This window comes from Micrococcales bacterium, assembly GCA_016703125.1.
Taxonomy (GTDB): domain Bacteria; phylum Actinomycetota; class Actinomycetes; order S36-B12; family UBA10799; genus JADKAV01.
Map to the genome: position 1 here is coordinate 138,181 of JADJCR010000006.1, position 23,634 is coordinate 161,814.

Here is a 23,634-nt window from a genome sequence, read left to right on the forward strand (position 1 = left end):
GCTGAGTCAGTGGAACAGCCAGCAGGACCTGGACAGTCGGCGCCAGGTCTGCGGACCCACGGCACCGTCGACCGTCAGGTCCTTGCGCTGCTGGAACCGTCGCACCACCGATGCCGTCCGCGGGCCGTACGAGCCGTCCGCCACGACTTCCCGCCCCGCGCCATCGCGGATGCCCATGCGCGCCAGCACCATTTGAACGCTGCGCACCGCCTTGCGAACCCTGCGGTTTTCGGTGTCCTGCAGCCGCGTCGTCAGCAGGAAGTGGAAGGGGTACACCGGGTTGGGCCGAGCGGCATCAAGCGGGTCCTGCGGGAAGTGGCACACCTGCAACCCCGCCGCCTCCGTGGCCGTCGCGGGGATCGCAGGTACGAGCAGCGCCCCAAGCACCACACCTGAGATCGCCATCGCCTGCACCTGCATGGGATCACCTCGCGGGCTCAGGGTACGCCCGGAAACCGGCTTCGTGCACCTGCTTGCCCCCCGCCGCGCTCGCGCAACCGCCAGCAGGCGGCGGTCAACGATCGCCGTCGACCGCTGCCGCCATCCGTTCCACCGCCTCGGTCAGAATGGCCTGCGAGGTCGCGAAGTTGAGCCGCACATGCCCTGCGCCGCCAGTGCCGAACACGTGACCGGAACTGAGCGCCACGTGGGCGTGGTCGAGGAAGAAGCGGGCGGGCCCTTCGAGTGCCGAGACCACGCCGGGGCGCTGCCGGTGCGCCTCATGCATGCCCAGGTGCCGACAGTCCAACCAGGCAAGATACGTCCCCTGCGCCGGTGCGTAGCCGACGTCGGGCAGCGTCTCGGCCAGCAGCCGACCCAGCAGGTCCCGGTTGTCCGCCAGGCCTGCCAGCAGGGCATCGAGCCATGGCCCACCGTCCCGGAACGCGGCCGTGTGCGCGATGACCCCGAGGTGGCTGGCGCCATGGCCGACCTCCTCGGGCATGCGTGCGAGGTCGGCTCGTGCATCCGGACCTGCCAGCGCCAGGGCCGCCTTGAGCCCCGCGAGGTTCCACGCTTTCGAGGCGGACAAGACGCTGAACGCGTTCTCCGACCCCGCCACGCTCAAGTACGGGACGAAGCTGGCGCCCGGCATGACCAGCGGCGCATGAATCTCGTCGACCACCACGCGCACCGCGTATCGCTGAGCCAGTTCCGCCACAGCCTGCAGTTCGTCCCGGGCGTGCACGGCCCCGGTCGGGTTGTGCGGGCTGGCCATCAAATAGGCGATCCGGGAGTGCGTACGCGACAACGTCCGGAAGGTGTCGCCCAACCGCTCGAGGTCGATGCGCCCGCCGGTGGTGAGCGGTGACTCCACCACCTCCCGCCCGGCGCTGGTCACGAATGCGTAGAACGGTGGGTAGACCGGGCAGTTCACCACCACTGGATCGCCAGGCTCGGTGACGAGCCGCAGCACCTCGACGATCCCCATCATCACGTCGGGCACGCTCTTCGCAGACTCCGCCGGGAAGCCGTTCCATCCCCATTGCCGCGACGCGAACTCCTGGGCGGCGCGCGGGTACTCCGGCCCGTGGGCATAGCCGGTGTCCCCGGTCTCGAGGGCGTCACGCAGAGCCCGGACGATCGGGTCTGCGGGCATGACGTCCATCTCCGCGACCCACAGGGGCAGGACGTCGGGTGGGTACGCACGCCATTTGACGCTCGTGCGCTGGCGCAACTGCTGCAGGTCCAGTTGCTCCAAGGGGTTCTGCACAAGCACCCTCAGATGTTCGCACAAAGGTTGCCGCGGAGAATGGGAATACCCCTGGTGGGTATCTCTGTTCCACCTATGAAGCGACCAGAAGGAGACACCGTGACCAAGAACGAATCCGACCTCGACCGCGCCATCCGGGCTGGAATCTCTGTGACCGCGTTGAGCACCGGACTTGCCGTCGGGGGGATCCTGACCCCGGTCGGCGCCACCCTGCTCGGAGTGTCTGCCGTCGCAGGTGTCACGGCCGTGACCGGCTACTGCCCGCTGTACACCGTGTTGGGGGTGTCGACCCGCCCGGTCCCAGCCGGCCAGTGACGGCGTAGCGGGAGCCGATGTAGCCACCGCGTGAGCCGCGAGGCGCCGTGGCCCCCACTGAAAAGGGCCACACCCACCCTCTAGCGCCCGGCTGGTTGTTGCGGGCACAGTAGGGGATGGCGTCGGGACACCTCGCGGGAGGTCGTTGTGGTCAACGATCAAAGAGCATCGCGGGTGCTGCAGGCTGGAGGCATTCTTCCGGTTCTGTTCGGCGTCGGTTACCTGGTGTGGCGTCTGGTCACCCCTTCCGAGTGCACCTGGCTGACCCCCTCGCCGCAGGACTGGAGTGAGGCCGGGGTACGGCCATTGACCGACGCGGCCTGCGCGCTGCAACCCGGGACCACAGTGATCGGTGCCCGCGTCGCCGGGGACAGCGCGTTGCTGACCACCGGGTCGGGTCAGGTCGTGACTTTACCGCTGGACCCGTCGGGTCCGTTGATCACGCAGCGGCTCTCCGAGTCTGTCTGGACCCTGGCATTCGTCGTCGGGTTCTTCGCGCTCGCCCTCTACGCCTCGTGGCGACGGCCCACCGAGCGTGCGGCGGGCATAGCGGTCGTCATGTCCGGTGCGCTGTTGGGAAGCACGATCATCACCATCGTCGGGCTGCCCGCGCATGATGCCTTCGCCGGACCCTCGCGATGGGCCTTCGCCGGCGGCACCTTGCCGATGTACCTGCTGGCGTGGGGAGCGGGACTGGCGTGGGCGGCGGTCTTCCCCACTCCCCTGCTGCGGCGTCGGGCATACATGGTCGTGACCGGAGCCTGTCTGGTGCCAGTCACCGCGTGGACACTGGCTGCACTGCTGCTGGGTGCGACGTCGACAACCTTCACTGGGTGGATGCACTCGGCCATCGTCGTCCAGATGTCCTTGACGGTCACCGCACTCGCCGCCAGCCTGGCCATCCTCGGAGTCCGGCTGAACTGCAGTTCCCAGGTGGTTCCCGGATCGGTGCCGCGCCAGCAACTGCTCTGGGTCGCCGGCTCCTTCTGCGTAGCCGCAGTGTTGACGCTGGCATTGTGGATGGTCCCGCAACTGATAGCCGGGCAGAGTCTGTTGCCGCCGGAATTGATAGGTGCCCCCGGTCTGTTCTTCGTGGCCGGCTTCGGGATCGCCATGGCGCGCTACCGGCTCTTCGACCTCGATGTGGTGCTGGCGCGCACCCTGGTCTATTCCGGGCTCACACTCGCGGCCATCGTCATGTACCTGTCGACGAGCGCGATCCTCGCCGCGGGCTTCAACGCCCTGGCACCCGGCCAGGTGGCGGTGATCGGCGCGCTGCTCGTAGCCATCATTGTCAATCCCGTCCGGGTAAGGCTGGAACGCTCGGTCAACCGGGTCTTCTACGGAGATCGCGACGAACCCTATGCGGCCCTGAGCCGCGTCGCGGAGGGCATCACTGACAGAGGCGCCCCTGACGCCAAAGTGGCCTATGACATCCGGAGGGCCTTGCGGGCTCCCTTCGTCGTCATCACCGACCGGCAGGGCCGGGCCATCGCGTCGGGCGACCCGGCCGCTGTGGCCAATGGCTGCGTCGAGTTCGCCGCGCACCATGCAGGTCAGGATGAAGGCGCGCTGCAAGTGGCGGCGCGAGGGGCCGGTGAACGCTTCTCCGGTACGGAGCGCCGGTTGCTGGCCGACATCGCCCGGCAGATCGGTGCCGGGCTGCACGAGCAGAGACTGGTCCTGCAGTTGCAGCAGTCGCGCGAGCGCATCGTGGTGGCTCGCGAGGAGGAGCGCCGCGCGCTGCGACGCACCCTCCACGACGAGGTCGGACCTACCATGGCGGCCCTGTCCCTGCGGGCCGAAACCGTGCGCCGGAACATCACTCGGTCCGGTGCCGGCTCGTCGGACATCGACCCGGTGCTCTCCAGCATGTCCGCTGACGCGTCGCAGGCCGCCGAGGTCCTGCGCAAACTCGCCTACAACCTGCGGCCCCCCGCATTGGACGAATACGGGCTTGAAGCAGCGCTGCGACGCTACACACAGTCGGTGCAGGATCCGGTCGTCTCGTTCGTCGCCGACGGCCCGCTGACCACCGTACCCATGAGTGCGGCTGTGGAGGCTGCGTTGTACCGGATCGCCGTCGCCGCGGTGACCAACGCTTCCCGGCACGCTCATGCCTGCGCCTGTACCGTGCACCTGTCGGTCTCCTCGGACTGCGTGCGCCTGACCGTCACCGACGATGGGCGCGGCCTGCCAGCGAACGCAGTCAAGGGAGTGGGCATCCTGAGCATGCAGGAACGTGCGGCGGAACTCGGTGGGTCGTGCACCGTGTCGAACGCATCGCCGGGGACCAGGGTGTGTGCCCAGATCCCGGTCGGGGGTGCCACATGAACGACACACCCCCGCGGCGCCTCCGGGTTGTGATCGCCGACGACCATCCGGTGTACCGGGAGGGGCTCGCCGGGCTCATCGGCACCGAGGAAGGTCTCGAAGTCGTCGGCCAGGCCATGAACGGAGCTGAGGCGATCGAATTCGTGGCCACGCTCCAACCGGACCTCCTGGTGCTCGATATCGAGATGCCCCAGGTCGACGGGATGGCGGCGCTGCACGAACTGTCCTCGCGCGCGCCGCGTACCGCTGTGCTGGTGCTGAGCATGTACGGCAACGACGATGCCGTGTTCGAGGCGATGAAAGCCGGGGCGCGGGGCTACCTGGTGAAATCCGCGGACCCCGGGCAGATTCTGCGCGCCATCCGGACGGTCGCCGACGGCGGCGTCGTTCTCTCCGCAGCACTGGGCGAGCGGATGTCCGACTGGTTCACGACGCTGCAGCAGGAACACGGACCCCTGTCGCAGTTGACCCCTCGTGAGCGGGAGGTCCTGAACCTGATGTGCCGCGGCCGCGACAACAGCGCGATTGCCGCGGCACTCGGCATCAGTCCGAAGACGGTGCGCAACGTCGTGTCATCGATCTTCACCAAACTCGGCGTCGCCCATCGAGCCGACGCCATCGCCAAGGCCCGGGAGGGCCGCAACAGCTGAACCCGCGTATCGCCGGCCCGGGCAGTGCGCGCCAGGCGCGAGGTTGGAGAACCTGGACCAGGTTGGAGAACCCACGCGTGGATCCTCCAACCTCGTGCACAGACTCCAACCTGGTGAATCCGGGCCCTCCGCTGCGCGCCCGTTGAAGTCCTGAGCACCATATTGCCCGGGCCGGACGGGACAACGCCCATGACACCCGGGACGGATCGGCGCCATCGTGGGCCCATTGCCGGAATCCGTATCCGGCATCGGAAGGTGAAGGGGTGTCTGGTGCGTAAGGCATATCAAGTGATCGCGTGGGTCATCTGCGCACTGGTCGTAGTGCAGGCCGGTGCCATGGCTCTGGCCGTATCCGGAGAATCCAAGTTCATCGACGAGGGCGGGGTCATCGACAAAGCACTCGTGGAGGCGGCCCAGGAAGGTGGGGAATCACCGTTCGCCGAGGTGATCGGATTCATGATCCACGGCATGAACGGCATGATGCTGCTGCCCCTGGTCGCCCTGATCTTCCTGGGGGTGTCGTTCGGAGCCGGTTTCGCGGGGGCGCGGATGTGGGCGGGAATCGTGCTGCTGCTGATCGCCGTGCAGATCTTCATGGGCCTATCCGCCAGCGGGATGCCCATTCTTGGCCTCTTGCACGGGATGAACGCCCTGTTCATCTTTGCTGCGGCGATGTACGCGGCGCGCCTGGCCGGGAAGCTGGAAACCCCGGTGGGCACGACGCCTGCAACCATCACGCAGTCGGCGTAACTGGAGCAGCCCGTGACCCCTCTGGAGCCGGATTCGGAGTCCACGGCCGGCTTCCAGGGGCTCGGGCAGGTGCGCCCCAAGACGCTGATACCCGCCGTGATCGGCCTGGCCGTGGTGGCGGTCGTCGCGGGCGTGTGGTTCAGCAGCCGGCTCCCGGCAGCGTACAGCGTCACGTCCATGGGCAGCGTCGACACCGGCGGGGCGCCGATGGCGGGACACCAGCACGGCACCGGGCCCGACGGGGCTCCAGGGATCAGCCTCACCAGCCTCGTGGCCGATCCGGACCGGGCTGCGGACGTCGTGGTGGACCTGCATGCCGGCCAGGGCATCGTACGGCTGGCCGATGGCCGTGAGATCGAGGGCTTCACGCTCAACGGCACGTCGCCCGGGCCCACCATCGAGGCGGTCCAGGGCCAGCTCGTCGAAGTCCGCGTCCACAACGACAACGTGCGCGATGGGATGACTCTGCATTGGCACGGCGTGGACGTCCCGAACGCAGCCGACGGGGTGGCCGGTGTCACCCAGGACGCCATCCCCCCGGGCGGTGACCACGTCTACCGCTTCGTCGCGCAGGACACCGGCACGTATTGGTATCACTCGCACCAGGTGTCCCACGCGCAGACTCTCGGCGGGCTCTTCGGCGCGCTGGTCGTGCGCCCTCGGGGCCAAGATACGTCCGACACGGTCGCCCTCCTGCACACCTACGCAGGGGTCCGCACCATCAACGGGCGCGCCGGGGAGAGCCGGGTGCCCGCCGAGGCGGGCGACTCCGTGCGGGTCCGGGTCGTCAACACCGACCCCGGGCCGGCGCCCGTGTGGGTTGCCGGGGCACCCTTCCAGGTGGTGGCCGTCGACGGCCGGGATCTCAACGGCCCCGACGTCGTCGAAGGCGAGTCGGTCCTGGTCACCGCCGGCGGACGCGCCGATCTGGAGATCCGCGTGCCTGACACGGGGGCCGCGCGGGTGGAGGTCGCGGGCGCATCCCTACTCGTGGGCGATGGCCCGGCCCCGACAGTGCCCGCCCCGAGGCAACAAGTGGACTTCCTGACCTACGGCGACCCGGCCGCCGAGCAGACCGGCTTCGATCCTTACACCCCCGACCGGCGGTATCGGTACGACATCGATCGGCGTCCAGGGCTGCTGGACGGCAAGCCCGGCATGTGGTGGACCGTCAACGGACACATGTACCCGGACATGCCGATGTTCATGATCCGCGAGGGCGAGGTGGGCCAGTTCACGATCACGAACGCCAGCGGCGAGGTGCATCCCATGCACCTACACGGCCATCACATGCTCGTCCTGTCCCGCGACGGTCAGCCGTCGACCGGCAGTCCCTGGTGGGTGGACTCCCTCAATGTGGAGAACGGCGAGACGTACGAGGTCGCCTTCCTCGCCGACAACCCCGGGATCTGGATGGACCATTGCCACAACCTTCCGCATGCAGCCCAGGGCCTGACGGCGCATCTGATGTACGAGGGCGTGGCGACCCCCTTCGTGATCCGTGGGCAGCACGATAACGAACCAGAATGAGGGAACTGATGTCGACGACCGAGGCGCGCACTGATCTGTCCGGCGCCGACGAACACATACGGCGCCGTGTCGAACGCTGGGCACTGGTCGCCGGGGTGACCGGCTGCACCGCCAACGGCCTGCTGCTGGCGCTGTGGACGGTGGCCCTGCCCGGCAACCACTCCTACGACTGGACCGGGCCGGCCAACGACGTCGTCGGGGCGGTTTCGACCGTGGCGATGATCCCGATGGCCATGGGCGTGAGCGACCTCCTGCGCCGGCCCGGCCGGCTACCGCTGCTCACCGGCGCGCTCATCGGGGGCAACTGCGCCCTTGCCTGCGCCTCCGTGCTGCTGGTGGCGCAGGTGATCCCGTTCGAGGTCCAAGCAGTAGTCGCGATCCCCGTGATCCTGGCGCAGTTCGCATGGCTGCGCAGCGCGGGGCGCTGGGGTCGACTGACCCGTCGGCTGCCCGGCCGGCTCGGCCGCGTCGGCGAGTTCGCGGGCACTGCCGCGCTCGCCGCGGTCCCTCTGGTGGGTTTCGCCGCGCTGATGCCCCGCGGCTCGACGGCCCAGTACGTCATCGGCGTACCGGGGGCGGCCCTGGGCCTCGCAGCCTTCGCCGTGTTTCCGGTCTGGCAGATCGCCCTGTCACGGGCGATGGGTCAACCCGACCGGACGCGGTCACGGGAGGGCTGATGGCCGACACCACCGCCGCCACAGCACTGATCGCCGGTTCGGCGACCTTCATCGCCGGGGCGGCGATCGGGGTGCCGCGGGTGTTCACCGAACCCGATCGTGAACAGAAGTGGCGCCTGCTCTCCGAACACCTCCTGTGGTGGCGGCTGAGCCAACCGCTCTACGCCCTCGGCGCTCTGCTGGCCGCCCTCGGCGTCGGCGCCCTCGCCGCCAGCGGCCACGCCGCCGCCCGAGCCTGGCTTGCCGTGTCCTGCGCACTGCTCGTCGTGGGGGCGCTGGCCTGGTCGTGGTCGGTGTACCGCAGGGCAGTGGATCCGCGCGAGTTCGCGATGGGACGCCTTCCGGGTTGGCCCTTCGCCGCCTACATCTGGTCGACCTTCGCCGGCCTGGGCCTACTGGGCGTCGGACTGCTCCTCGGGGACTGGCCCGACTGGCTGGGCTGGTTCACTCTCGCGGCCGACGCCCTCTTCGCAGTGGCGTACGTCCGCTTCGGGGACCTGCCGCCGTTCGCCTTCTACCTGCTGTTCCTGGTCGTGGGCTTCACAGTCGCGTGAGCGGGGGGCCGCTCATGAGTCCGCGGTCTGCGCGAGCACCGTGTTCACCATGTAGTCGATGAACTCGTCGGGCTGCTCCCACATGGGGCGGTGTCCCGAGGTGTCCAGCACCTCGAGGTCCTTGATCGGCGCATCGATCATCGGGTACCACTCGGCGAAGGGCTCCGCGCGCCCATCCGCCTCGTGGGCGCCTTGAACGAAGAACATGGGGACGGCGAAGCCGGTGGCCGACGTCCGGAAGTCGATCTCCTGCAGCTGCGGATACAGCGCGGCGAACGTGTCCATGAACGCACCGAGAACATGCACCTGGTCGATCAGGGCGTACTCCTCGACGAGCAGGTTCTCCGACATCTGACCGGCGCCTTCGGAGTTCGCGCTGTGGTCGTACGGATAGACGTCCTGCTCATGGGACAGGGCGGCCTCGTAGCGCAACATGGCTTCGTAGGGCGGCGGGCCGGCATCGACGAGTTCGGTGGCCAGGTCGTCCCTGCCCGTCCGTGCCGCCCATGCCAGCGTGTCCTCGTAGAAGATCCGGTCGGTGGCCAGTTGGCTGACCATCTGGCCGGTCCCGATGAATGCCCGATAGAGATCGGGCTGTTGCTGGACGGCCAGTACTCCCAGAGTCGTCCCCCAGGACTGCCCCAGCAAGTAGATGGCATCCTGCCCGAAGCGGTCGCGCAGGTAGTTGGTGACCGCGATCGTGTCGGCGACGTAGCCGTCCACACTGACGGTCGCGGTCGGGTCCAACTCCTCGTACGCAGTGCCCGCCCCGCGCTGATCCCAGGTGACGACCGTGAAGTGACGTTCGAGGTCAGGGAGGTGGCGACGCATGGCGCCCAACTCCGCCCGCCCGGGCCACCGGCGAGGAAGAGGAGGACCGGGTTGTCCGTGCTGACACCGCGGATCAACAACCTCGCATCGTGACCCCCCACATCCACGCTGGTGAGCTCCGCGACCGAACCGGGCACCACCTGCCCGTCCGCCCCCAGTACCGGCGCGGTCGTCGCAGGTCGCAGCAAGCCAGCGATCACCGCAAGCAGCGCCAGTCCCGCGACGACAACTCCGAGCCGCCCCACGGCCACCTTCCACCCACCTGACGTCCGCTCCCGGACAATGCCCGCGCCCAGCGCCGCGCCGATGACCATCGGCAACAGGGTCAGCAGGGCGTGGAATCCCCGGCCCGTGATCACCGCGATAGCTCCGTAGGTGCTCAGGTGGATCCATCGACCATCGGACCTTCGACACCCATCCGGGTCAGTTCGAAGACCGCGACGAAGATCACCGGCGCGAGTGCCATCGCCCAGAGGCTGCGCACCAGGATTCCCGCCAGCGCCCCGACCCCCCCACTGACCAGGATCGATGCGATGGCGGCGGTGGTCGTCAGCGGCCCGCGCGGCATCCACCACCCGGCGGCCACCGCCCATGTCGTCGTGACGATGATGGCGGCCGGCACTGACACGCGGCGATCAGGGCCTTGCTCGGCCAGGCCCACGACTGCCGGCTCTTCGATGATGTGTTGCTGGTTCGTCCTCATGATGCGACTCCCTCCACTTCCACAGTGCTCTTGCGCGACTGTCCGGACATCCCCCCGAACGCTCGGATCTCATGTCCCCCCGCGGGGTACCCGCGGTCCCCCCGCAGGGGGACGGAGGGACCCCGTCGCGGCGGTAGTGTGAGGCGGTGGCCCGGTGGACACGACGCGACCGCGACCTCCAGAGCAACCCCTGGTGGTTCGTGGCCGATGCCGTCCTCGCGGCAATATTCACCTGGATCACCGTGGTCTCCCTGCGCAGCGAGGCCTACGTCGATCAGTACGGACCGGTGGTGGGTGCTGGGTGGCTGCTCGCCCTCGCGCCGAATGCCCTCCTGCTCGTGCGGCGTCTGTTCCCCGTGACCTCCTTGGTCGCCGCCACCGTGCTGTACCTGGTGGCCAGCGCGACCCAGGGCGACAGCAACGCGCCGCTGGCGATCCCGTTCTTCGCCTACTCGGTGGCCGTCAGCCGTCCTGCACGGGTTTCGGCGACCATCGTGGCCGCCGCTGCCGTCGCGCTGTCCACGGCCACGTTCTACGGACCCGGTGAGCCCGATCCGCTGATCATCGTGGTGTGGTTCCTGCTGTTCGGCCTGGGGTGGCTCGTCGGCACCAGCATCCACAGCAACCAGGTGCGGACCGCCCGGCTCGCGCGCACGGTCGACGACCTCGAGGCACGGCGGGATGAGGTGGCGGCCGCCGCCATCGCCGAGGAGAGGTCCCGCCTTGCCCGTGAACTGCACGATGCCGTAGGACATGCGGTCAACGTCATGGTTCTGCAGGCCGGGGCCGCCCGGCTGTCCCGCCAGCCCGACAAGGCGTTCGACGCGCTCACTCAGATCGAGACCATAGGGCGCGACGCGCTCACGGACCTCGATCACATGCTGGGTCTGCTCAACGACCCGAAGGCCGCCGAGCGGAGTCCCGTGAAAGGTATCGCCGATATTGAACCCATGGTCGCTGAACTCAACAGGGCAGGCGCGGACATCACGCTGCGGATCACCTGTGATCAGCCGGTCGGTCGGCATGTGGCCGCGGCTGCCTTCCGCATCGTTCAGGAGTCCCTGACCAACGCCCTCAAACACGCCGGGCCCACACACGTGGACGTCACCGTGTCCTGCACGCGGACACAACTCCGGATGCTGGTGACCGACGACGGGACAGACCGACCCGCACAGCCTCCCGGCCACGGTGGACGGGGCATCGTCGGCATGACGGAGCGGGCGAAGATCCTCGGCGGCCGGCTGCAGGCAGGGCCGCGTGAGCCGCGCGGTTTCGCCGTCGAGGCGATCTTCCCCCTCGAACTCGCCCAACCGACGCACATCGACGACCAGCACCCGGCGGCCACATGACGATCGAGGTGCTCATCGTCGATGACGACACGCTCGTGCGAGCCGGCCTACGGATGATGATCGAGACGCAGGACGATCTGCATGTCATCGGCGAGGCAGCCAACGGGGAGGATGCGGTGAGTCTTGCCCGGGATTTGTCACCGGACATCGTGCTCATGGACATCCGCATGCCCGGCACGGACGGCCTCGAGGCGACCGGCCGGATCACCAGCGCGTCGGATGACGTCCGCGTCATCATCCTGACCACGTTCGAACTCGATGACTACGTATACGAGGCGGTGCGGGCCGGGGCCAGTGGCTTCCTGCTGAAGCGCACCCGCCCCGAGGATCTCCTGGCCGGCATCCGCATCGTGGCCTCCGGCGACGCGCTGCTGTCACCTTCCGTGACGCGGCGGCTCATGCACGAGTTCGCCCGCACGACCACGCACTCCGGCGTCCCCACCGACGTCACCAGCGATGGACTCGACCGGCTCACCGACCGGGAGCGGGAGGTGCTGATCCTCATCGGCCAGGGCCTGGCCAACCGGGAGATCGCCCAACGGTTGTACCTCGGCGAGAGCACAGTGAAGACCCACGTCAAGCGGATACTGATGAAACTCGGTGTAAGGGACAGGGTGCATGCGGTGGTCTACACCTACGAGACCGGCCTCCTCGAACCTGGTCGGCGCCAGTTCTGAGACGCCGACCGCCAGGTCTCCACACCACGGCTGGCAGCCATCACCCCCACCACACCAGTGACGGTGAGCAGCAGGATCTGGAAGGCTTGCGTCCCGCCGGTGAGACCGGCGTGCCGCAATCCGCCGTCGAACAAGCCGGACACCACGCTGACCAGGCAGGCGACGGTGAGCAGACCCGCCGCCACCGCGGCTCGTCGGCCCGGCAACCGCAGGGCCAACCAGCACAGCAGGACTTGCGCCGCAATCATCGGCAGTGGCGCCGCGAGCAGGGCTCTGCTCCCCCAGGCGTCGCCCCAGGAGTTGAGCCCGGTGCCGACGGCGATCAGGCCCCCGACGAAGTCGGCGACGAGCAGCGCCCCAAGGGCCAGTACCAGCGGGCTCGGGGTCGGGGTGGCGGCAGCGGCGGATGACGCACGCGCGGTGTTCTGAATGCTCATGGCAGCAGCGTCACGCCGGGGGCTTGCGTTCGGCTTGTGTCGCCCAGGGACGTTATCGTGACGCCCGTGCGAGTACGCGTTCTGGGTGGGACCGGCGTGATCGGGCCCGACGGCCCCACGGACCTCGGCCCCCGCAAACGCCGCAGCGTGCTGGCCGCTCTGGCGCTGACCCCGGGGCGGATGGTTCCGGCCGACCACCTCGCGGAACTCGTCTGGGGCGGCGACCCGCCACCCGGGGCGCACGGCACGCTGCACGCCTACATCTCGACCCTTCGGCGCGCCCTCGAGCCAGACCTCGCTCCGCGGGCGCACCCGACCGTCCTTCTCACCACCGACGACGGCTATCTGCTGGACCTCCCCCGCCACGATGTGGACGCCGCGCACTTCACCGACGAGATCCGGGCACGACATCGCCAACTGGCACCGCTGGCTAGCCAGCTGACCTCGGGCGCAGACCCCTCCTGGCCCTCCCGCACAGAGGTGGTAGATCACGTGGAGGCGCTGGAGTCGTTGTTGTCGATGTGGGCGGGCGTGGCTTTCGCCGACCTGCCGGATCACCCCGATGTTCTCGCTGAGCGCGCGGCTCTCGAGGAGACGCGGGTGTTGGCTGAGGAGGACCGGGCGCTGGCGCTGCTCGCCCTCGGGGAGCATCAGGTGGTCATCGTCCACAGCGAGCAGATGATCTCGCAGGAGACGCTGCGAGAGCGCGCGTGGGCCATCCACGCCCTGGCACTGACCCGGCCGGCCGGCAGGCGGACGCGCTCGCCTCCTGCGCGATGTGCGTGGGTTGCTGAACGAGGCACTCGGGCTCGATCCGGGACCCGAACTGCGCGAACTCGAGGCGAGCATTCTGCGACAGGACCCGGCTCTCACGTCATGGTTGGCCCCGGCAACGCCGCCAGCGGCCCCAGGTTCGCCCGGTCGATCGACGCGCTGGACCTGGGATCTGGTGGGGCGCCGTCAGGAACTCCAGCTCCTCGATGGTCTGCTGACAACGGCTGACGGCGGATCGCCCGCCGCGGCGATCGTGGTGGCGGATCCCGGCATGGGCAAGACCCGTCTCGTCGAGTGGACCGTCCAGCGAGCCGTTGAGCGTGGGTTCCTGACAGCCGTGGGGCGGTGTTCGCAGGACGACGGCGCTCCACCGCTGTGGCCGTGGCATGCCGTATTGGACTCCCTCGACTCCGGCGCGTTCGAACTGGACAGCGGCGGGCAGACCGAGGAGTCGAGGGCATTCGAACTGCAGGACGCACTGGCTCGCACGGTCCTGCAGAAGGCGACCGACGGCCCGGTGCTCGTCGTCCTGGAGGACCTGCACTGGGCCGACACCGCCTCCCTGCGTGCCCTCGCCCATCTCGTCGCGAACACCGCCGGGGAACGGCTCATGATCCTCACGACCAGGCGACGCTGGCCGCAGCCCGCCGGAGTGCTGGCCGATCTCGGCGTCACCCTCGCCCGCCACGCAGCAGAGCACATCGAACTGTCCGGCCTGGACCCAGGTGAGGCGCGGTCGCTGCTCGAGACCGTGGCAGCGGGCATCTCGCCGGATCACGTCGACGCGTGGTACGAGCGCACCGGTGGCAATCCCTTCTTCCTCATCGAACTGGCGCGGCTCTCCGACCCCAGCCAAGAGGTCCCGGCATCGGTGCAACAAGTTGTGGCACGCAGACTCGAACAGCTCCCGGAGGCGACCCGCGAACTACTGCTGGTGTCCGCCGCCTTGGGCCGAGAACACTCCCTGCTGACATTGGCGCTGGCCACCGGGCAGGCGCCACAGGACATCGACGAAGACCTCGACGCCGCTCGCCAGACCGGCATCATCCGCGACGACGGGGACGGCAGGCTCGCCTTCGAGCATGCTCTGACCCGGGACGCGGTAGTGCGCTCCTACTCCCGCTCGCGTGTGGCCCGGGTCCACGCCCGGATCGCTCACGCCCTGGAATCGGCCGATGCGGGCGGGCCCGATGACCGCACGTTCGAGCTGGCCCACCACTGGCTGGCAGCCGGACCGGTCCACGCCGATCGGGCGTGGCGGGCTGCGGGTACCGCGGCACAGCAGGCCCGCCGCTCCTTCGCACACACCGAGGCGATCGACCTGCTGGTGGCCGCCATCACGGCTCACCGCCTCGATCCGCGGGCGACCACCGCCGAGCGATACGACCTCCTGGTCGACCTGGCGACGGTCGCCTCCCTGGCGGCGCGATGGGACCTTGTCCTCACCAGCGCCCGCGAGGCCGTTGCGATCGCCCGGGCATCTGACGACCCCGAGCGCGTCGCCCGGGCTGCTGCTGAGCTGACCCGCAGCAGCGTATGGACCTCCCAGGAGTACGAGACGGTCGATGAGGACCTCGTCGACGACCTGCGCGCAGCTCTGGCCCGGTCAGGCGGGCAGGACAGTGCCACGCGCTGCACCCTGATGCTGGCACTGTCCTGCCAGTTGTACTACGCGCCGGGCACCCACGCGGAGATCGACGCCCTCGTCGATGAGGGCATGGCGATGGCCCGGCGGCTCGACGATCCGGCCCTGCTCCAGTGGGCGGCCCGCACAGCGTCACTGGCGATCTGGCGATCGGACCGCTTGGACGAGCGCCAGATGCTCGCCGCCGAAGAAGTCACTGCCGCCCGCCGCCACGGCGACGAGCTCGGGGCGGCGATCGGGCTCGTGACGATGGCCACCAACGCCATCGAACTGGGCGAGCGCGCGGCCTACGAGGAGTACTCCCGCCGTGCGGCCGCCATCGCCCGGCGACGCCGGCTGTACTTCGCGGAGTTCGTGCTCGACTTCATGGACCTGAACCTCGCAGCGATGCGGGGTGACGCTGACGACGTCGCCGGCCTGTCGGGCCGGATGCGCGAGATTCACAGCGGCGCCACGCTGCTGGCCAGCGAGTTCGTCGAATTCGGCATCAACTACTCCGTCGGCCTCTGGGATCCGGATGTCGCCGACGGACTCGCCGGACTGGTGGGGCCCCTGCTGGAGGGCCCGTCGGCCAAATTCGCCCTCGACGCGGCTTTCCAGATCCTCGCCCGTTCCCACCACGCCGAGGAACTGGGCTCGCTGCTGGACCGCCACCGACTGCCACCCGTGCAGCACGATTGGGGAACTGTGCACACCGCCGCCGCACGCGCGGAGATCGCGCACGAACTCGACGACCCAGTTCTGGCCGCACAGGCTGCCCAGTGGCTGCGCCGCTACTCCGGACGGATCGCGCTGTCCGGGAGTTCGGTCGTACTCGGCCCTGCCGACGGCTACCTGGCAATGGCCGAGGCCACAGTCGGCAACGGCGCCGCGGCGACCACTGCCGCCGACCGTGCGCTCACGCTCGCGTCGGCCTGGGGTCTCACGCGTTACACGGACTGGCTGCTGGGGCAGCGCCAGCGTGCCGGCTTCTGAGCCATCCCCCGCTCAGAGTGCGGGGGTGTCGCTGTAACGGAAGGCGATGTGCTCGCGCCGCGCGAACCTGCCGGCCGAGATCCGGTGCAGCAGCGCGTACACCGGCCCCGCCTCGGCGAAGAACTCCCTGGACATCTCGGGGGGCATGCGGTGACGACCCGCTGGACGAGGGCGAGCGCCTCGGTCTCCTCGTGTCGCAGGTGCTCGGCGAGCATCTCCCGCAGCGCGGCCAGTCGCACCGCCAGCGCGTTGCGGTGGTCCTCACAGGGGTGGTCCACGACGGCGTCGAAGGCGGCCGTGCAGGCCGCCAGCGAGGGATCGATCCCGGCGTGTTCGTCCTCCATCGCGACCAGGATCTGCGCGTCTGCGCCGGTCCCACGCTGCGCGGCAGCCTCCCGCAGGACGGGCCAGTAGTAGGTGTCTTCGGCGCTGTGGTGGTGGTGCAGGACGCCGACGAACCTCAGCCAGCGAGCCGCCATCGCCTCCCAGACGTCGCGGTCGCCGAGCGGGGTGCCTTGCACCGCGGACGTGAAGTTCGCCAGGTCGCGCCGGAAGGCGTAGTGCATGATGTACATCCCCGAGTGGTCGCGCGGACCCTCGGCCACGCTTGACTGTCCAGGCAGGTTCAACTGCGGTTTCGATCCCTGCTGCACTTGCTGACTCATGTTCTGCTCCTTCGGCTGGTGCGTCCAGCCTGGGAGCCCGCGCTTGCGTCCGGCTTGCGTCCGGGTGGAGTCCGGGCGCAAGGGCATCGCTCAGTCGCGAACCGGCGGGGTAAGCCCTCGCTGCCAGGCGGGCACCGGCCGGATGCCCGCGTGCTCTTCGTCCTCCGGGTAAATGCTGCGCGTCTGTGACCGCACGTAGGTGCGCGGCAGCCAGTCCAGAGGGTGGATCTTCGGCAGGATCTTCGCCACGGCCAACGCCACGTACATGACAGTGTTGATCGCCACGAATGCCGCCAGGACCGAGAACCAGAAGGACGTCAGCGTGCTCTCGGGCAGCACGAGCCCGGCCATCACCTCATGCGCGCGCAGCATCGACATCCGCCTTCACCACGACCCCACCACTGGCGTCCCGCGCCACATGACCCCACTGGGCCGTCTTCGCGGTCATGATGTCGTAGACCCCCTTCACGTACACCACGTTGAGGAACATCGCGTAGAACAACTCGGGGAACAGCATCGCCGCCACCACTTTGGCCTGCCAGGTCGAACGCCAGACGGCGACCACACGCTCGACGGCGAACACGGTGCCGATCCCGATCCAGAAGGGGAACCACACCCACTGATCCAGGGCCACGACCATGACGACCAGCAACAACAGGTAGGCGGTCAGCGCCAGTACGCCGTAGCCGATGCCCAACTGCTGCGCCCAGTAGCGGGTGGTCTGCGGTGTCACCCCATAGGCACCCAGGTTCTCCAGGGCCCCGCGCTGCCAGCGCAACCGCTGGTGCCACAGCGCCCGCCACGTCGGCATGACCTCGGTCACCACGCGGCACTTGTCCGGGGAGATCATCAACGCCCCCAGGGACTTCAGGGCGATCGTCAATTCGTTGTCCTCGGTGAGCGCCTCGGTGTCGTACACGTCGCCGTGATGGCCCGGCAGCAGGGTCCCCCTACTTTCCGCGATCGTCTTCAGCGCCCGTGACCGGAACATCGAGGCGGTCCCCGTGAGCACGAAGACCCTGCCACGACGACGTTTGATCTCGCGGCTGTAGCGGGTGTACTCATTGCGCTGGAACTGACCCAACAAGCCCGCGCCGTCCTCGCCGTAGAAGAGGCCACCGACCGCCATCAACGCACGGTCCGCGGTCATCCGGGCCCGCGCGGCACTCAGATAGCCGCGGTCCAGCACAGTGTCGGCATCCATGACCATCACCGTGTCGTTCTCACCGAGATCGGGCAGGATCCCGGCAAGCACCTGGTTGAGCGCCCCGGCCTTCTTCTTCGTGTTGTTCACAGTGGCGACGACTTCCACGCCGGTTGCCCGCGCCAGTTCCACGGTCCCATCGGTGCAGTTGTCCGCGACCACAATGATCCGGTCCGGAGGATCGTCGTGCTCCTGCAGCGAACGCAGGGTGTCGGCGATCTTGTCCTCCTCGTTGTGCGCGGGTATCAGCACCGTGACGGTGACCGGTCCGTGATAGACCCCGTAGGTCTGCTCCATGACGACTTTCGGCGCCAAAGGGGTTTCACCGGAGTTCTCCGACGTCCGGTAACGGTTGGCGATCGTACGTTCCATGGCCGCGACGATCGCTGCGAAGAAGAGCGCGACCGCGACGGCCATGAGCAAGACACTCAACGACGGCGCCTGGGTGTCGTAGAGCACACGCCAAGTCTCGAACAGCACGCCCTGTGCCGGCGGCGTCCGGCGATCGGGGCTGGACAATGCCAGTGCCAGCCACAGCATGACCCCCGCGGCCGCAGCGATCGCAAGAACGACCACGCCAACCGCCCGGTCCATCCGCAGCCGGCTGCGGCGCAGCGCACCCTGACCTTTGTCCGGTTGGGTGCGCTCCACGGTACCGGCACTGCTGCCCTGCACAGTGGGGATGAAGGGAGTCGCAGTCCGCCGTAGGTTCCTCGCCATCTTCGCTGCCTCCTCCATGAAGGCATCGGCCAGCGCAGGGGGGTGACTTTAGGGCGCTCTGGGAGGTGAGCGGGTGGTGCCGGCGCCTTATGACGTCGTGATCGGTCCCAACCTCGTGCCCACCACGGCGGGACCGGCCCGGCGATGACAGAACGGGGCCCGCCGTTACCGTGAATGCGTGCTGGACGTCCGACTCGACGCTGAGGGCCTATGGGCCACGGTCCCCGGGGGCGGTCCCGGTGAACTGCGCTCGCTGCCCATCCCCGGGGGAATGGCCCCGCACCGGGTCTGGCCCGCCCCCCTCGGCACGGACTTGGGGCCCTTCCTGGCCGTGCGCCTCGACTCCGACCCCAGCCCCCGGGCACTGGCCCTGGCTCGGCTCGTCGCGGCGGTCAATGCCGCGACCGACGACCTCGCGGTCCCGTTGCCGGACGGGCGGTGGCGGCCCGCACCCGGGCCCGACCGGGCTCGGACGCTGGCGGCCGCCACGGCCGAATGCCTGTCAGCCGGCGTCGTCGTCGCCGACGATCCCGCCGCGGTCCTGCAGGGTCTCATCGACACCGTGGCCACGGCGCGCGTCGGCGCCGACGCGGACCTCGATCCCGCGTCCCGCACGGCGGCCACGGCGTGGGCCCGGCACGTCGTGGCACGCCGGGGTGCCAACGCCCGCGTCGCCGTGGTGCTCACACCCCCGGACCCCGACCAGTGGACCCTGGCCCTGTTGGCCATACGGCTCGACGAGCCCACCACCCGCCTGCCTTTGCATGACGCGAAGCCGGAGATGTTCGACGGATGCGACTGGGACCACTGGAGATCGGTCGAACTGGAGATGCTGCGCCGGGCCTGGGGAACGGAACTGCCGGACCTGTCCCGGACCATCGTGCTGGAACCATCCGGCGTCCTTGATTTCGTCGACCGGGTCGCGCCCAGATTGCAGGGTGCCGGCTTCGACGTGATCGCCCCGGGCGGGCTGTTGCGGGCCAAGCAAGTGCGCCGTCGGCTGTCCCGCTCCGGCGAAGGGCCCGGGTTGTTCGCCATCGACCAGCTCGGCCTCGAAGCCTCGGTCCTGATCGATGGCGTGGAGGTCACCGCTGAGGACGCCCTGCGGCTGGCCGCCGCCAAGTCGGAACTTGTGTCGGTGCGGGGCAGGTGGCTGCGCATCGGCCCCCGCGATGCTGAACGTCTCGCGGCGCTCCTGCGACGGCTGCAGCGACCGGTCTCCCCGCAGACCTACTCACGGACCCGGCCTTCGAAGGCATCGAACTCGACGCCCGGCAGGTCCTGCCGACCGGCCTCAAGCCCGCACGCTCACTTCCCCCGCCGCGGGTGGACGCCACGCTGCGTCCCTACCAGCACGCGGGTCTGGAGTGGCTGAGTTGGCTGGCCGACAACGAGGTCGGGGGGGTCCTCGCCGACGACATGGGACTGGGCAAGACCCTGCAGGTCCTGTCCTGGATCCAGGTCGACCATCCCGGGCCGACTCTGGTGGTGTGTCCGGTCACGCTCGTGGACACCTGGGCCCGGCAGGCCGAGCAGTTCACCCCGGACCTGACCGTGGCGGCCTTCCACGGGTCGGACCGCGGGCACGTCACCGAACGACTACATGCCGATGTCGTGGTCACCACCTACGGTCTGCTCGCCCGCGACGAGACCTTGGCGGAGATCCGCTGGCACCGCGTCGTGCTCGACGAGGCGCAGGCCATCAAGAACCCGGACACGCACGCCGCGCGAGCGGCGCGCGCCCTCGACGCCAAGCACCGGCTGATCGTCACCGGCACACCCGTGGAGAACCACCTCGGCGATCTGTGGTCGCTGATGGCGTTCGCACATCCCGGCCTGCTGCCGCGCCGCAAGCGCTTCAAGGAGTTGTACATCAACGGCGAGAAGGAGGACCTGGCCCGGCTGCGGGCGGTCACAGCGCCGTTCATCCTGCGCCGCACCAAGACCGACCCGGGCATCCTGGACGACCTGCCCGACCGCGAAGTGATCCGGGACGACTGCACCTTGACCCGCGAGCAGGCCGGCGCGTACGAGGCCGTGGTCGCCGACATGATGGGCGCACTCGAGCAGTTGCGCGCCGCTGCCGCCCAGAAGGAGGCGGGCAAGCCGGAGATGGGCCGCCGGGGAGCGGTGCTGGCCGGCATCTCGCGGCTCAAGCAGATCTGCGTCCACCCGTCCCTGCTCACCGAGTCCCGCCGGGGCCTCGGAGAACGATCCGGGAAGATCAGCCGGCTGGTGGCGTTGTGCGGGCAGGTCATCGACGAGGGCCAGGCCGTGGTCGTCTTCACGCAGTTCGCCTCGTTCGTCTCCGACTTGGCGGCGCATCTGCGCACGGAGTTGGGCGTGGAGGTGGCCACCCTTACCGGTTCGGACAGTCGCACTGCCCGCTCCCGGACGGTGGCGGCCTTCAGCGCTCCCCGACGGCCCCGATCCTCATCGCATCGCTCAAGGCCGGCGGCACAGGCCTGACGCTGGTGCGGGCCAACCACGTCATCCACCTGGATCGCTGGTGGAACCCCGCTGTGGAGGATCAGGCCTCCGACCGGGTGTGGCGGATCGGCCAGAATCAGAAGGTGATGGTGCACGTGCTCGTCTGCCCGGGAACCATCGAGGAACGCATCGACGAGGCACTGGCCGGCAAGCGGGCACTGGCATCGACCGTGGTCCGCTCCACCGAGGCCGCGATCACCGAGATGACCGATGGCGAACTGAGCGATCTGGTCTCGCTGGTGCGCGAGCGGGTGCTCGCATGAGGCGCCGCGGCGGCTGGTTCGAAGCTGCGCCCCGGCTCGCGGTCGAGGGCGGTGTCACGGTGGCCAAGCCGGGCAACGTGACGCGACCCGAGGCCCAGGACCTCGTCGACGCCGCTTTGATGGAGACCAACCCCTCGATCCTCGCCAGGGGGCGCACCTACGCCCGCAAGGGCCAAGTCATCGACGTGCAGTGCGAGCCGGGCAGTTTCACCGCGCGCATCCAGGGCAGCGATCGCCGGCCCTACCTCGTGCACCTGCAGGCCGTGACCATCTCCGGGTCCGACCGGGTGGTTGCCGAATGCACATGTCCTTACACCTGCGACTACGACTGGTGCAAGCACGCCGCGGCGCTGGCCTACGTCGCCGCGTTCCTGCTGGACAACGACGAGGGGATGCGGACGCGGTGGGCCGGGGTCGAGGCCGGGGAGGTGCCGCTGGTGGATCCGCTCGAGTCCGAGGAACTGGTCGCGCTGCGGGCGACGCCGCCGCTGGTGGACCCGCAGGAATTGCTCAGCCGCGCGGAAAGTGTGGTCCCATATCCCCACCGCTGAGCGACAACACACGCGGTTGAGGTCACGAGAACGGAGGAACTTCATGTCGGGTGGGAACTGGAAAGAGCTGTACCTCGCTGCCCGCGACGGCGACCTCGAACTGGTGAGATACCACGTGCAGATGGGGGTCGACGTGAACTACGCGCACCCCGAGTTCATGTCCACCCCCCTGGTGGCATCGATCTTGTCCGGTCAGCAGCAGGTCGCGCAGTACTTGTTGGACAACGGGGCCGACCCGGACCTGTTGTCGGAGTTCGACGGCGTCACACCCACCGAAGCCGCAGCCCAGGTCGGGATGGCCTTGCGACGGCGGTGACCTGCCCGCGACAGCACGGCGTCACACTCGCGACTGACCCTTGTCTGACGAACGGTCCCGGGGACACCATGAACCGAGCACACCAAACGAAAGGTCACACGATGGACGACCGGGGCAACGGTTTCACCCAGGAGGAAGTGGCGGCCATGAAGCAACGCGCGGCGGAACTGCGCGCTGAGGGACGAAAGGGCGCCAAGAAGGCCGACGGTCTGCAGACCCTCCTCGACCGGATTGCCGCCATGGCCCCGCGAGACCGTGCGCTGGCCGAGCGGGTGCACGTGGTCGTGACCACCTACGCCCCGCATCTGAATCCCAAGACCTGGTACGGCATGCCCGCTTACGCCAACGCCGAGGGCAAGGTCGTGGTGTTCTTCCAGGACGCCGGCAAGTTCAAGTACCGCTACTGCACCCTGGGCTTCCAGGAGGACGCCCACCTTGACGATGGCGACATGTGGCCGATTTCCTACGCGCTGATCGACTGGACCCCGACCGTGGAGCAGCGGGTCGTCGATCTCGTCACGGCCGCCGCCGGCTGATCACTCGGCCACAGCGTCCGGCAGGCGACTCCCGCGGCGGGTCTGGGGACCACTGAGCCGCACGATCCGCAGCGCCGCGGGCACCAGTTCGACCACGCTGATCGTGACCATCACCCCCGCGACGACGGCCAGCAGGGTGCCGACGTGCTGCGGGGTCATCACGGCGGCGTACCGCGCGGCGATCAGGACGCCGAGGATCTCTCCACCCGTTGCGATCGCTGTGAAGGCGAATGCCCGTCGGCGGCTGCCGCCGGCGGCGATCACCGGCGCCGCGACCGCGAGGCCCTCAGGGATGTTCTGCAACGCGATGACGACCATGCTCAACACCGCCGCGTCCAGCGAGAGCATTGCCACGGTCACCGTGATGCTGCCCTCGGGAATGTTGTGCAAGCCGATGACCAGCGCCACCACCAAGGCGGTGCGCGCCAGGTGGGAATGGGCGGAGAACACCCTGCGGACGACCAGAAGCGTGGCCAGGGCGACGCCGGAGCCGAGCAGGAAGAGCCAACTCACTTCTGCGGTGGACAAGCCGGATGCTCGCGCGTCCGGCACCATCTCCAGCGCGGCCAGAGCCGTCATCGCGACAGCAGCGAAGACGAGCCCGGAGGCTTGGATCAGGGGGGGCCACGAGCGCCTGGCCGCAGCCATGAGCCATCCGATCATGGTGGCGAGGGCCGCCAGCACCCCAGCAGGATCCCAACCCACAGCGGGGCCGGCGCGTGGGTGGACAGCAGCAGCGAACCCCAGGACCACGCCGGTTCGCCGGGACCGCCGTACTCGCCCACCATCACCCACCACTTCCTGCTGGACACTTCCAGCGTACGCCCCGGCACGACGCCGGGAACGCTGTCGGTGGAGCCCTCTGCGTTCACTGGCAGCACCATGACGGATGCCCATGGCGGCTCATCTGGGCGTGATCCCCTCCAGCGGCCGCGCGTTCGTGCCGATGAGATTCCCGAGGCGGACGCCCAGCCGCC

The 23,634-nt window shown here is 69.0% G+C and carries 26 protein-coding genes and 1 pseudogene; 17 read left to right on the forward strand and 10 right to left on the reverse strand.

From position 1 onward, the window contains the following. Positions 1-6 precede the first annotated feature (6 nt). Together IPG68_11365 and IPG68_11370 are read right to left on the reverse strand one after the other, a co-directional pair. Positions 7-420, reverse strand: a complete 414-nt coding sequence (locus tag IPG68_11365) for a peptidoglycan-binding protein (GenBank protein MBK6763817.1) — start codon at positions 418-420, stop codon at positions 7-9. A 94-nt stretch (positions 421-514) separates the two neighbouring features. Next, complete coding sequence (locus IPG68_11370) at positions 515-1,723, reverse strand: aminotransferase class I/II-fold pyridoxal phosphate-dependent enzyme (GenBank protein ID MBK6763818.1); 1,209 nt, start codon at positions 1,721-1,723, stop codon at positions 515-517. Between the two features lie 63 nt (positions 1,724-1,786). On the opposite strand from IPG68_11370, the gene IPG68_11375 reads away from it, so the two are divergent. From IPG68_11375 to IPG68_11405, 7 genes are all read left to right on the forward strand, one after another. Beyond that, on the forward strand, positions 1,787-2,026 hold the full coding sequence (locus tag IPG68_11375) for a DUF2892 domain-containing protein (GenBank protein MBK6763819.1): 240 nt from the start codon (positions 1,787-1,789) through the stop codon (positions 2,024-2,026). A gap of 174 nt (positions 2,027-2,200) precedes the next feature. Then, positions 2,201-4,360 (forward strand): hypothetical protein, encoded by a 2,160-nt coding sequence (locus tag IPG68_11380; GenBank protein ID MBK6763820.1) that lies wholly within the window; start codon positions 2,201-2,203, stop codon positions 4,358-4,360. Beyond that, the gene (locus IPG68_11385; protein MBK6763821.1) at positions 4,357-5,010 is read left to right on the forward strand and encodes a response regulator transcription factor; all 654 of its coding nucleotides are present in this window, start codon (positions 4,357-4,359) and stop codon (positions 5,008-5,010) included. Before IPG68_11380 ends, IPG68_11385 begins: the two co-directional genes overlap by 4 nt. A gap of 270 nt (positions 5,011-5,280) precedes the next feature. Next, complete coding sequence (locus IPG68_11390; GenBank protein ID MBK6763822.1) at positions 5,281-5,760, forward strand: hypothetical protein; 480 nt, start codon at positions 5,281-5,283, stop codon at positions 5,758-5,760. A gap of 177 nt (positions 5,761-5,937) precedes the next feature. After that, complete coding sequence (locus IPG68_11395; GenBank protein ID MBK6763823.1) at positions 5,938-7,290, forward strand: multicopper oxidase family protein; 1,353 nt, start codon at positions 5,938-5,940, stop codon at positions 7,288-7,290. Positions 7,291-7,298: 8 nt separating this feature from the next. Beyond that, a complete protein-coding gene (locus IPG68_11400) occupies positions 7,299-7,967 on the forward strand; it encodes a hypothetical protein (GenBank protein MBK6763824.1) in 669 nt (222 codons plus the stop codon). After that, positions 7,967-8,521: a hypothetical protein gene (locus tag IPG68_11405; GenBank protein ID MBK6763825.1), complete on the forward strand. Its 555-nt coding sequence runs from the start codon at positions 7,967-7,969 to the stop codon at positions 8,519-8,521. The genes IPG68_11400 and IPG68_11405 overlap by 1 nt, the downstream gene beginning before the upstream one ends. Before the next feature lie 12 nt (positions 8,522-8,533). Here the strand turns inward: IPG68_11405 and IPG68_11410 are convergent, their stop codons facing one another. Further along, positions 8,534-9,352, reverse strand: a complete 819-nt coding sequence (locus IPG68_11410) for an alpha/beta hydrolase (protein MBK6763826.1) — start codon at positions 9,350-9,352, stop codon at positions 8,534-8,536. Between the two features lie 379 nt (positions 9,353-9,731). Continuing rightward, positions 9,732-10,055 (reverse strand): hypothetical protein, encoded by a 324-nt coding sequence (locus tag IPG68_11415; protein MBK6763827.1) that lies wholly within the window; start codon positions 10,053-10,055, stop codon positions 9,732-9,734. A 146-nt stretch (positions 10,056-10,201) separates the two neighbouring features. Between IPG68_11415 and IPG68_11420 the strand changes: the two genes are divergently transcribed. Continuing rightward, positions 10,202-11,404: a hypothetical protein gene (locus tag IPG68_11420; protein ID MBK6763828.1), complete on the forward strand. Its 1,203-nt coding sequence runs from the start codon at positions 10,202-10,204 to the stop codon at positions 11,402-11,404. Further along, positions 11,401-12,081 (forward strand): response regulator transcription factor, encoded by a 681-nt coding sequence (locus tag IPG68_11425; protein MBK6763829.1) that lies wholly within the window; start codon positions 11,401-11,403, stop codon positions 12,079-12,081. Before IPG68_11420 ends, IPG68_11425 begins: the two co-directional genes overlap by 4 nt. Here the strand turns inward: IPG68_11425 and IPG68_11430 are convergent. Further along, positions 12,039-12,518 carry a hypothetical protein gene (locus IPG68_11430; protein MBK6763830.1) on the reverse strand — a complete coding sequence of 160 codons (480 nt, stop codon included), beginning with the start codon at positions 12,516-12,518 and terminating at the stop codon, positions 12,039-12,041. The two genes, IPG68_11425 and IPG68_11430, sit on opposite strands and share 43 nt — an antisense overlap. A gap of 66 nt (positions 12,519-12,584) precedes the next feature. Here IPG68_11430 and IPG68_11435 point away from each other — a divergent pair, with 66 nt between their 5' ends. Together IPG68_11435 and IPG68_11440 are read left to right on the forward strand one after the other, a co-directional pair. Then, positions 12,585-13,520, forward strand: coding sequence for a winged helix-turn-helix domain-containing protein (locus tag IPG68_11435; GenBank protein ID MBK6763831.1), 936 nt, complete (start codon positions 12,585-12,587; stop codon positions 13,518-13,520). Then, the gene (locus tag IPG68_11440) at positions 13,468-15,912 is read left to right on the forward strand and encodes an AAA family ATPase (protein ID MBK6763832.1); all 2,445 of its coding nucleotides are present in this window, start codon (positions 13,468-13,470) and stop codon (positions 15,910-15,912) included. Before IPG68_11435 ends, IPG68_11440 begins: the two co-directional genes overlap by 53 nt. Here IPG68_11440 and IPG68_11445 read toward each other — a convergent pair. The 3 genes and pseudogenes from IPG68_11445 to IPG68_11455 all read right to left on the reverse strand — a co-directional run bounded on the left by IPG68_11445 (position 15,867) and on the right by IPG68_11455 (position 18,375). Next, positions 15,867-16,577, reverse strand: coding sequence for a hemerythrin domain-containing protein (locus IPG68_11445; GenBank protein ID MBK6763833.1), 711 nt, complete (start codon positions 16,575-16,577; stop codon positions 15,867-15,869). The two genes, IPG68_11440 and IPG68_11445, sit on opposite strands and share 46 nt — an antisense overlap. 153 nt (positions 16,578-16,730) lie before the next feature. Continuing rightward, positions 16,731-16,928: pseudogene (locus tag IPG68_11450) on the reverse strand (hypothetical protein). A 4-nt stretch (positions 16,929-16,932) separates the two neighbouring features. Then, on the reverse strand, positions 16,933-18,375 hold the full coding sequence (locus tag IPG68_11455) for a glycosyltransferase family 2 protein (GenBank protein MBK6763834.1): 1,443 nt from the start codon (positions 18,373-18,375) through the stop codon (positions 16,933-16,935). 304 nt (positions 18,376-18,679) lie between these two features. Here IPG68_11455 and IPG68_11460 point away from each other — a divergent pair, with 304 nt between their 5' ends. The 6 genes from IPG68_11460 (at position 18,680) to IPG68_11485 (ending at position 22,657) form a co-directional block, all read left to right on the forward strand. Next, positions 18,680-19,876 (forward strand): hypothetical protein, encoded by a 1,197-nt coding sequence (locus IPG68_11460; GenBank protein ID MBK6763835.1) that lies wholly within the window; start codon positions 18,680-18,682, stop codon positions 19,874-19,876. Further along, positions 19,828-20,970 carry a hypothetical protein gene (locus IPG68_11465; GenBank protein MBK6763836.1) on the forward strand — a complete coding sequence of 381 codons (1,143 nt, stop codon included), beginning with the start codon at positions 19,828-19,830 and terminating at the stop codon, positions 20,968-20,970. The genes IPG68_11460 and IPG68_11465 overlap by 49 nt, the downstream gene beginning before the upstream one ends. A gap of 5 nt (positions 20,971-20,975) precedes the next feature. Continuing rightward, on the forward strand, positions 20,976-21,254 hold the full coding sequence (locus tag IPG68_11470) for a hypothetical protein (protein MBK6763837.1): 279 nt from the start codon (positions 20,976-20,978) through the stop codon (positions 21,252-21,254). After that, complete coding sequence (locus IPG68_11475; protein MBK6763838.1) at positions 21,251-21,805, forward strand: SWIM zinc finger family protein; 555 nt, start codon at positions 21,251-21,253, stop codon at positions 21,803-21,805. Before IPG68_11470 ends, IPG68_11475 begins: the two co-directional genes overlap by 4 nt. Before the next feature lie 43 nt (positions 21,806-21,848). Next, positions 21,849-22,121, forward strand: coding sequence for an ankyrin repeat domain-containing protein (locus IPG68_11480; GenBank protein MBK6763839.1), 273 nt, complete (start codon positions 21,849-21,851; stop codon positions 22,119-22,121). Positions 22,122-22,222: 101 nt separating this feature from the next. Next, on the forward strand, positions 22,223-22,657 hold the full coding sequence (locus tag IPG68_11485; protein MBK6763840.1) for a hypothetical protein: 435 nt from the start codon (positions 22,223-22,225) through the stop codon (positions 22,655-22,657). Here IPG68_11485 and IPG68_11490 read toward each other — a convergent pair whose 3' ends face one another. Beyond that, positions 22,658-23,341 (reverse strand): hypothetical protein, encoded by a 684-nt coding sequence (locus IPG68_11490; protein ID MBK6763841.1) that lies wholly within the window; start codon positions 23,339-23,341, stop codon positions 22,658-22,660. Then, positions 23,317-23,529 (reverse strand): hypothetical protein, encoded by a 213-nt coding sequence (locus IPG68_11495; protein ID MBK6763842.1) that lies wholly within the window; start codon positions 23,527-23,529, stop codon positions 23,317-23,319. Before IPG68_11495 ends, IPG68_11490 begins: the two co-directional genes overlap by 25 nt. Between the last annotated feature and the right edge of the window lie 105 nt (positions 23,530-23,634).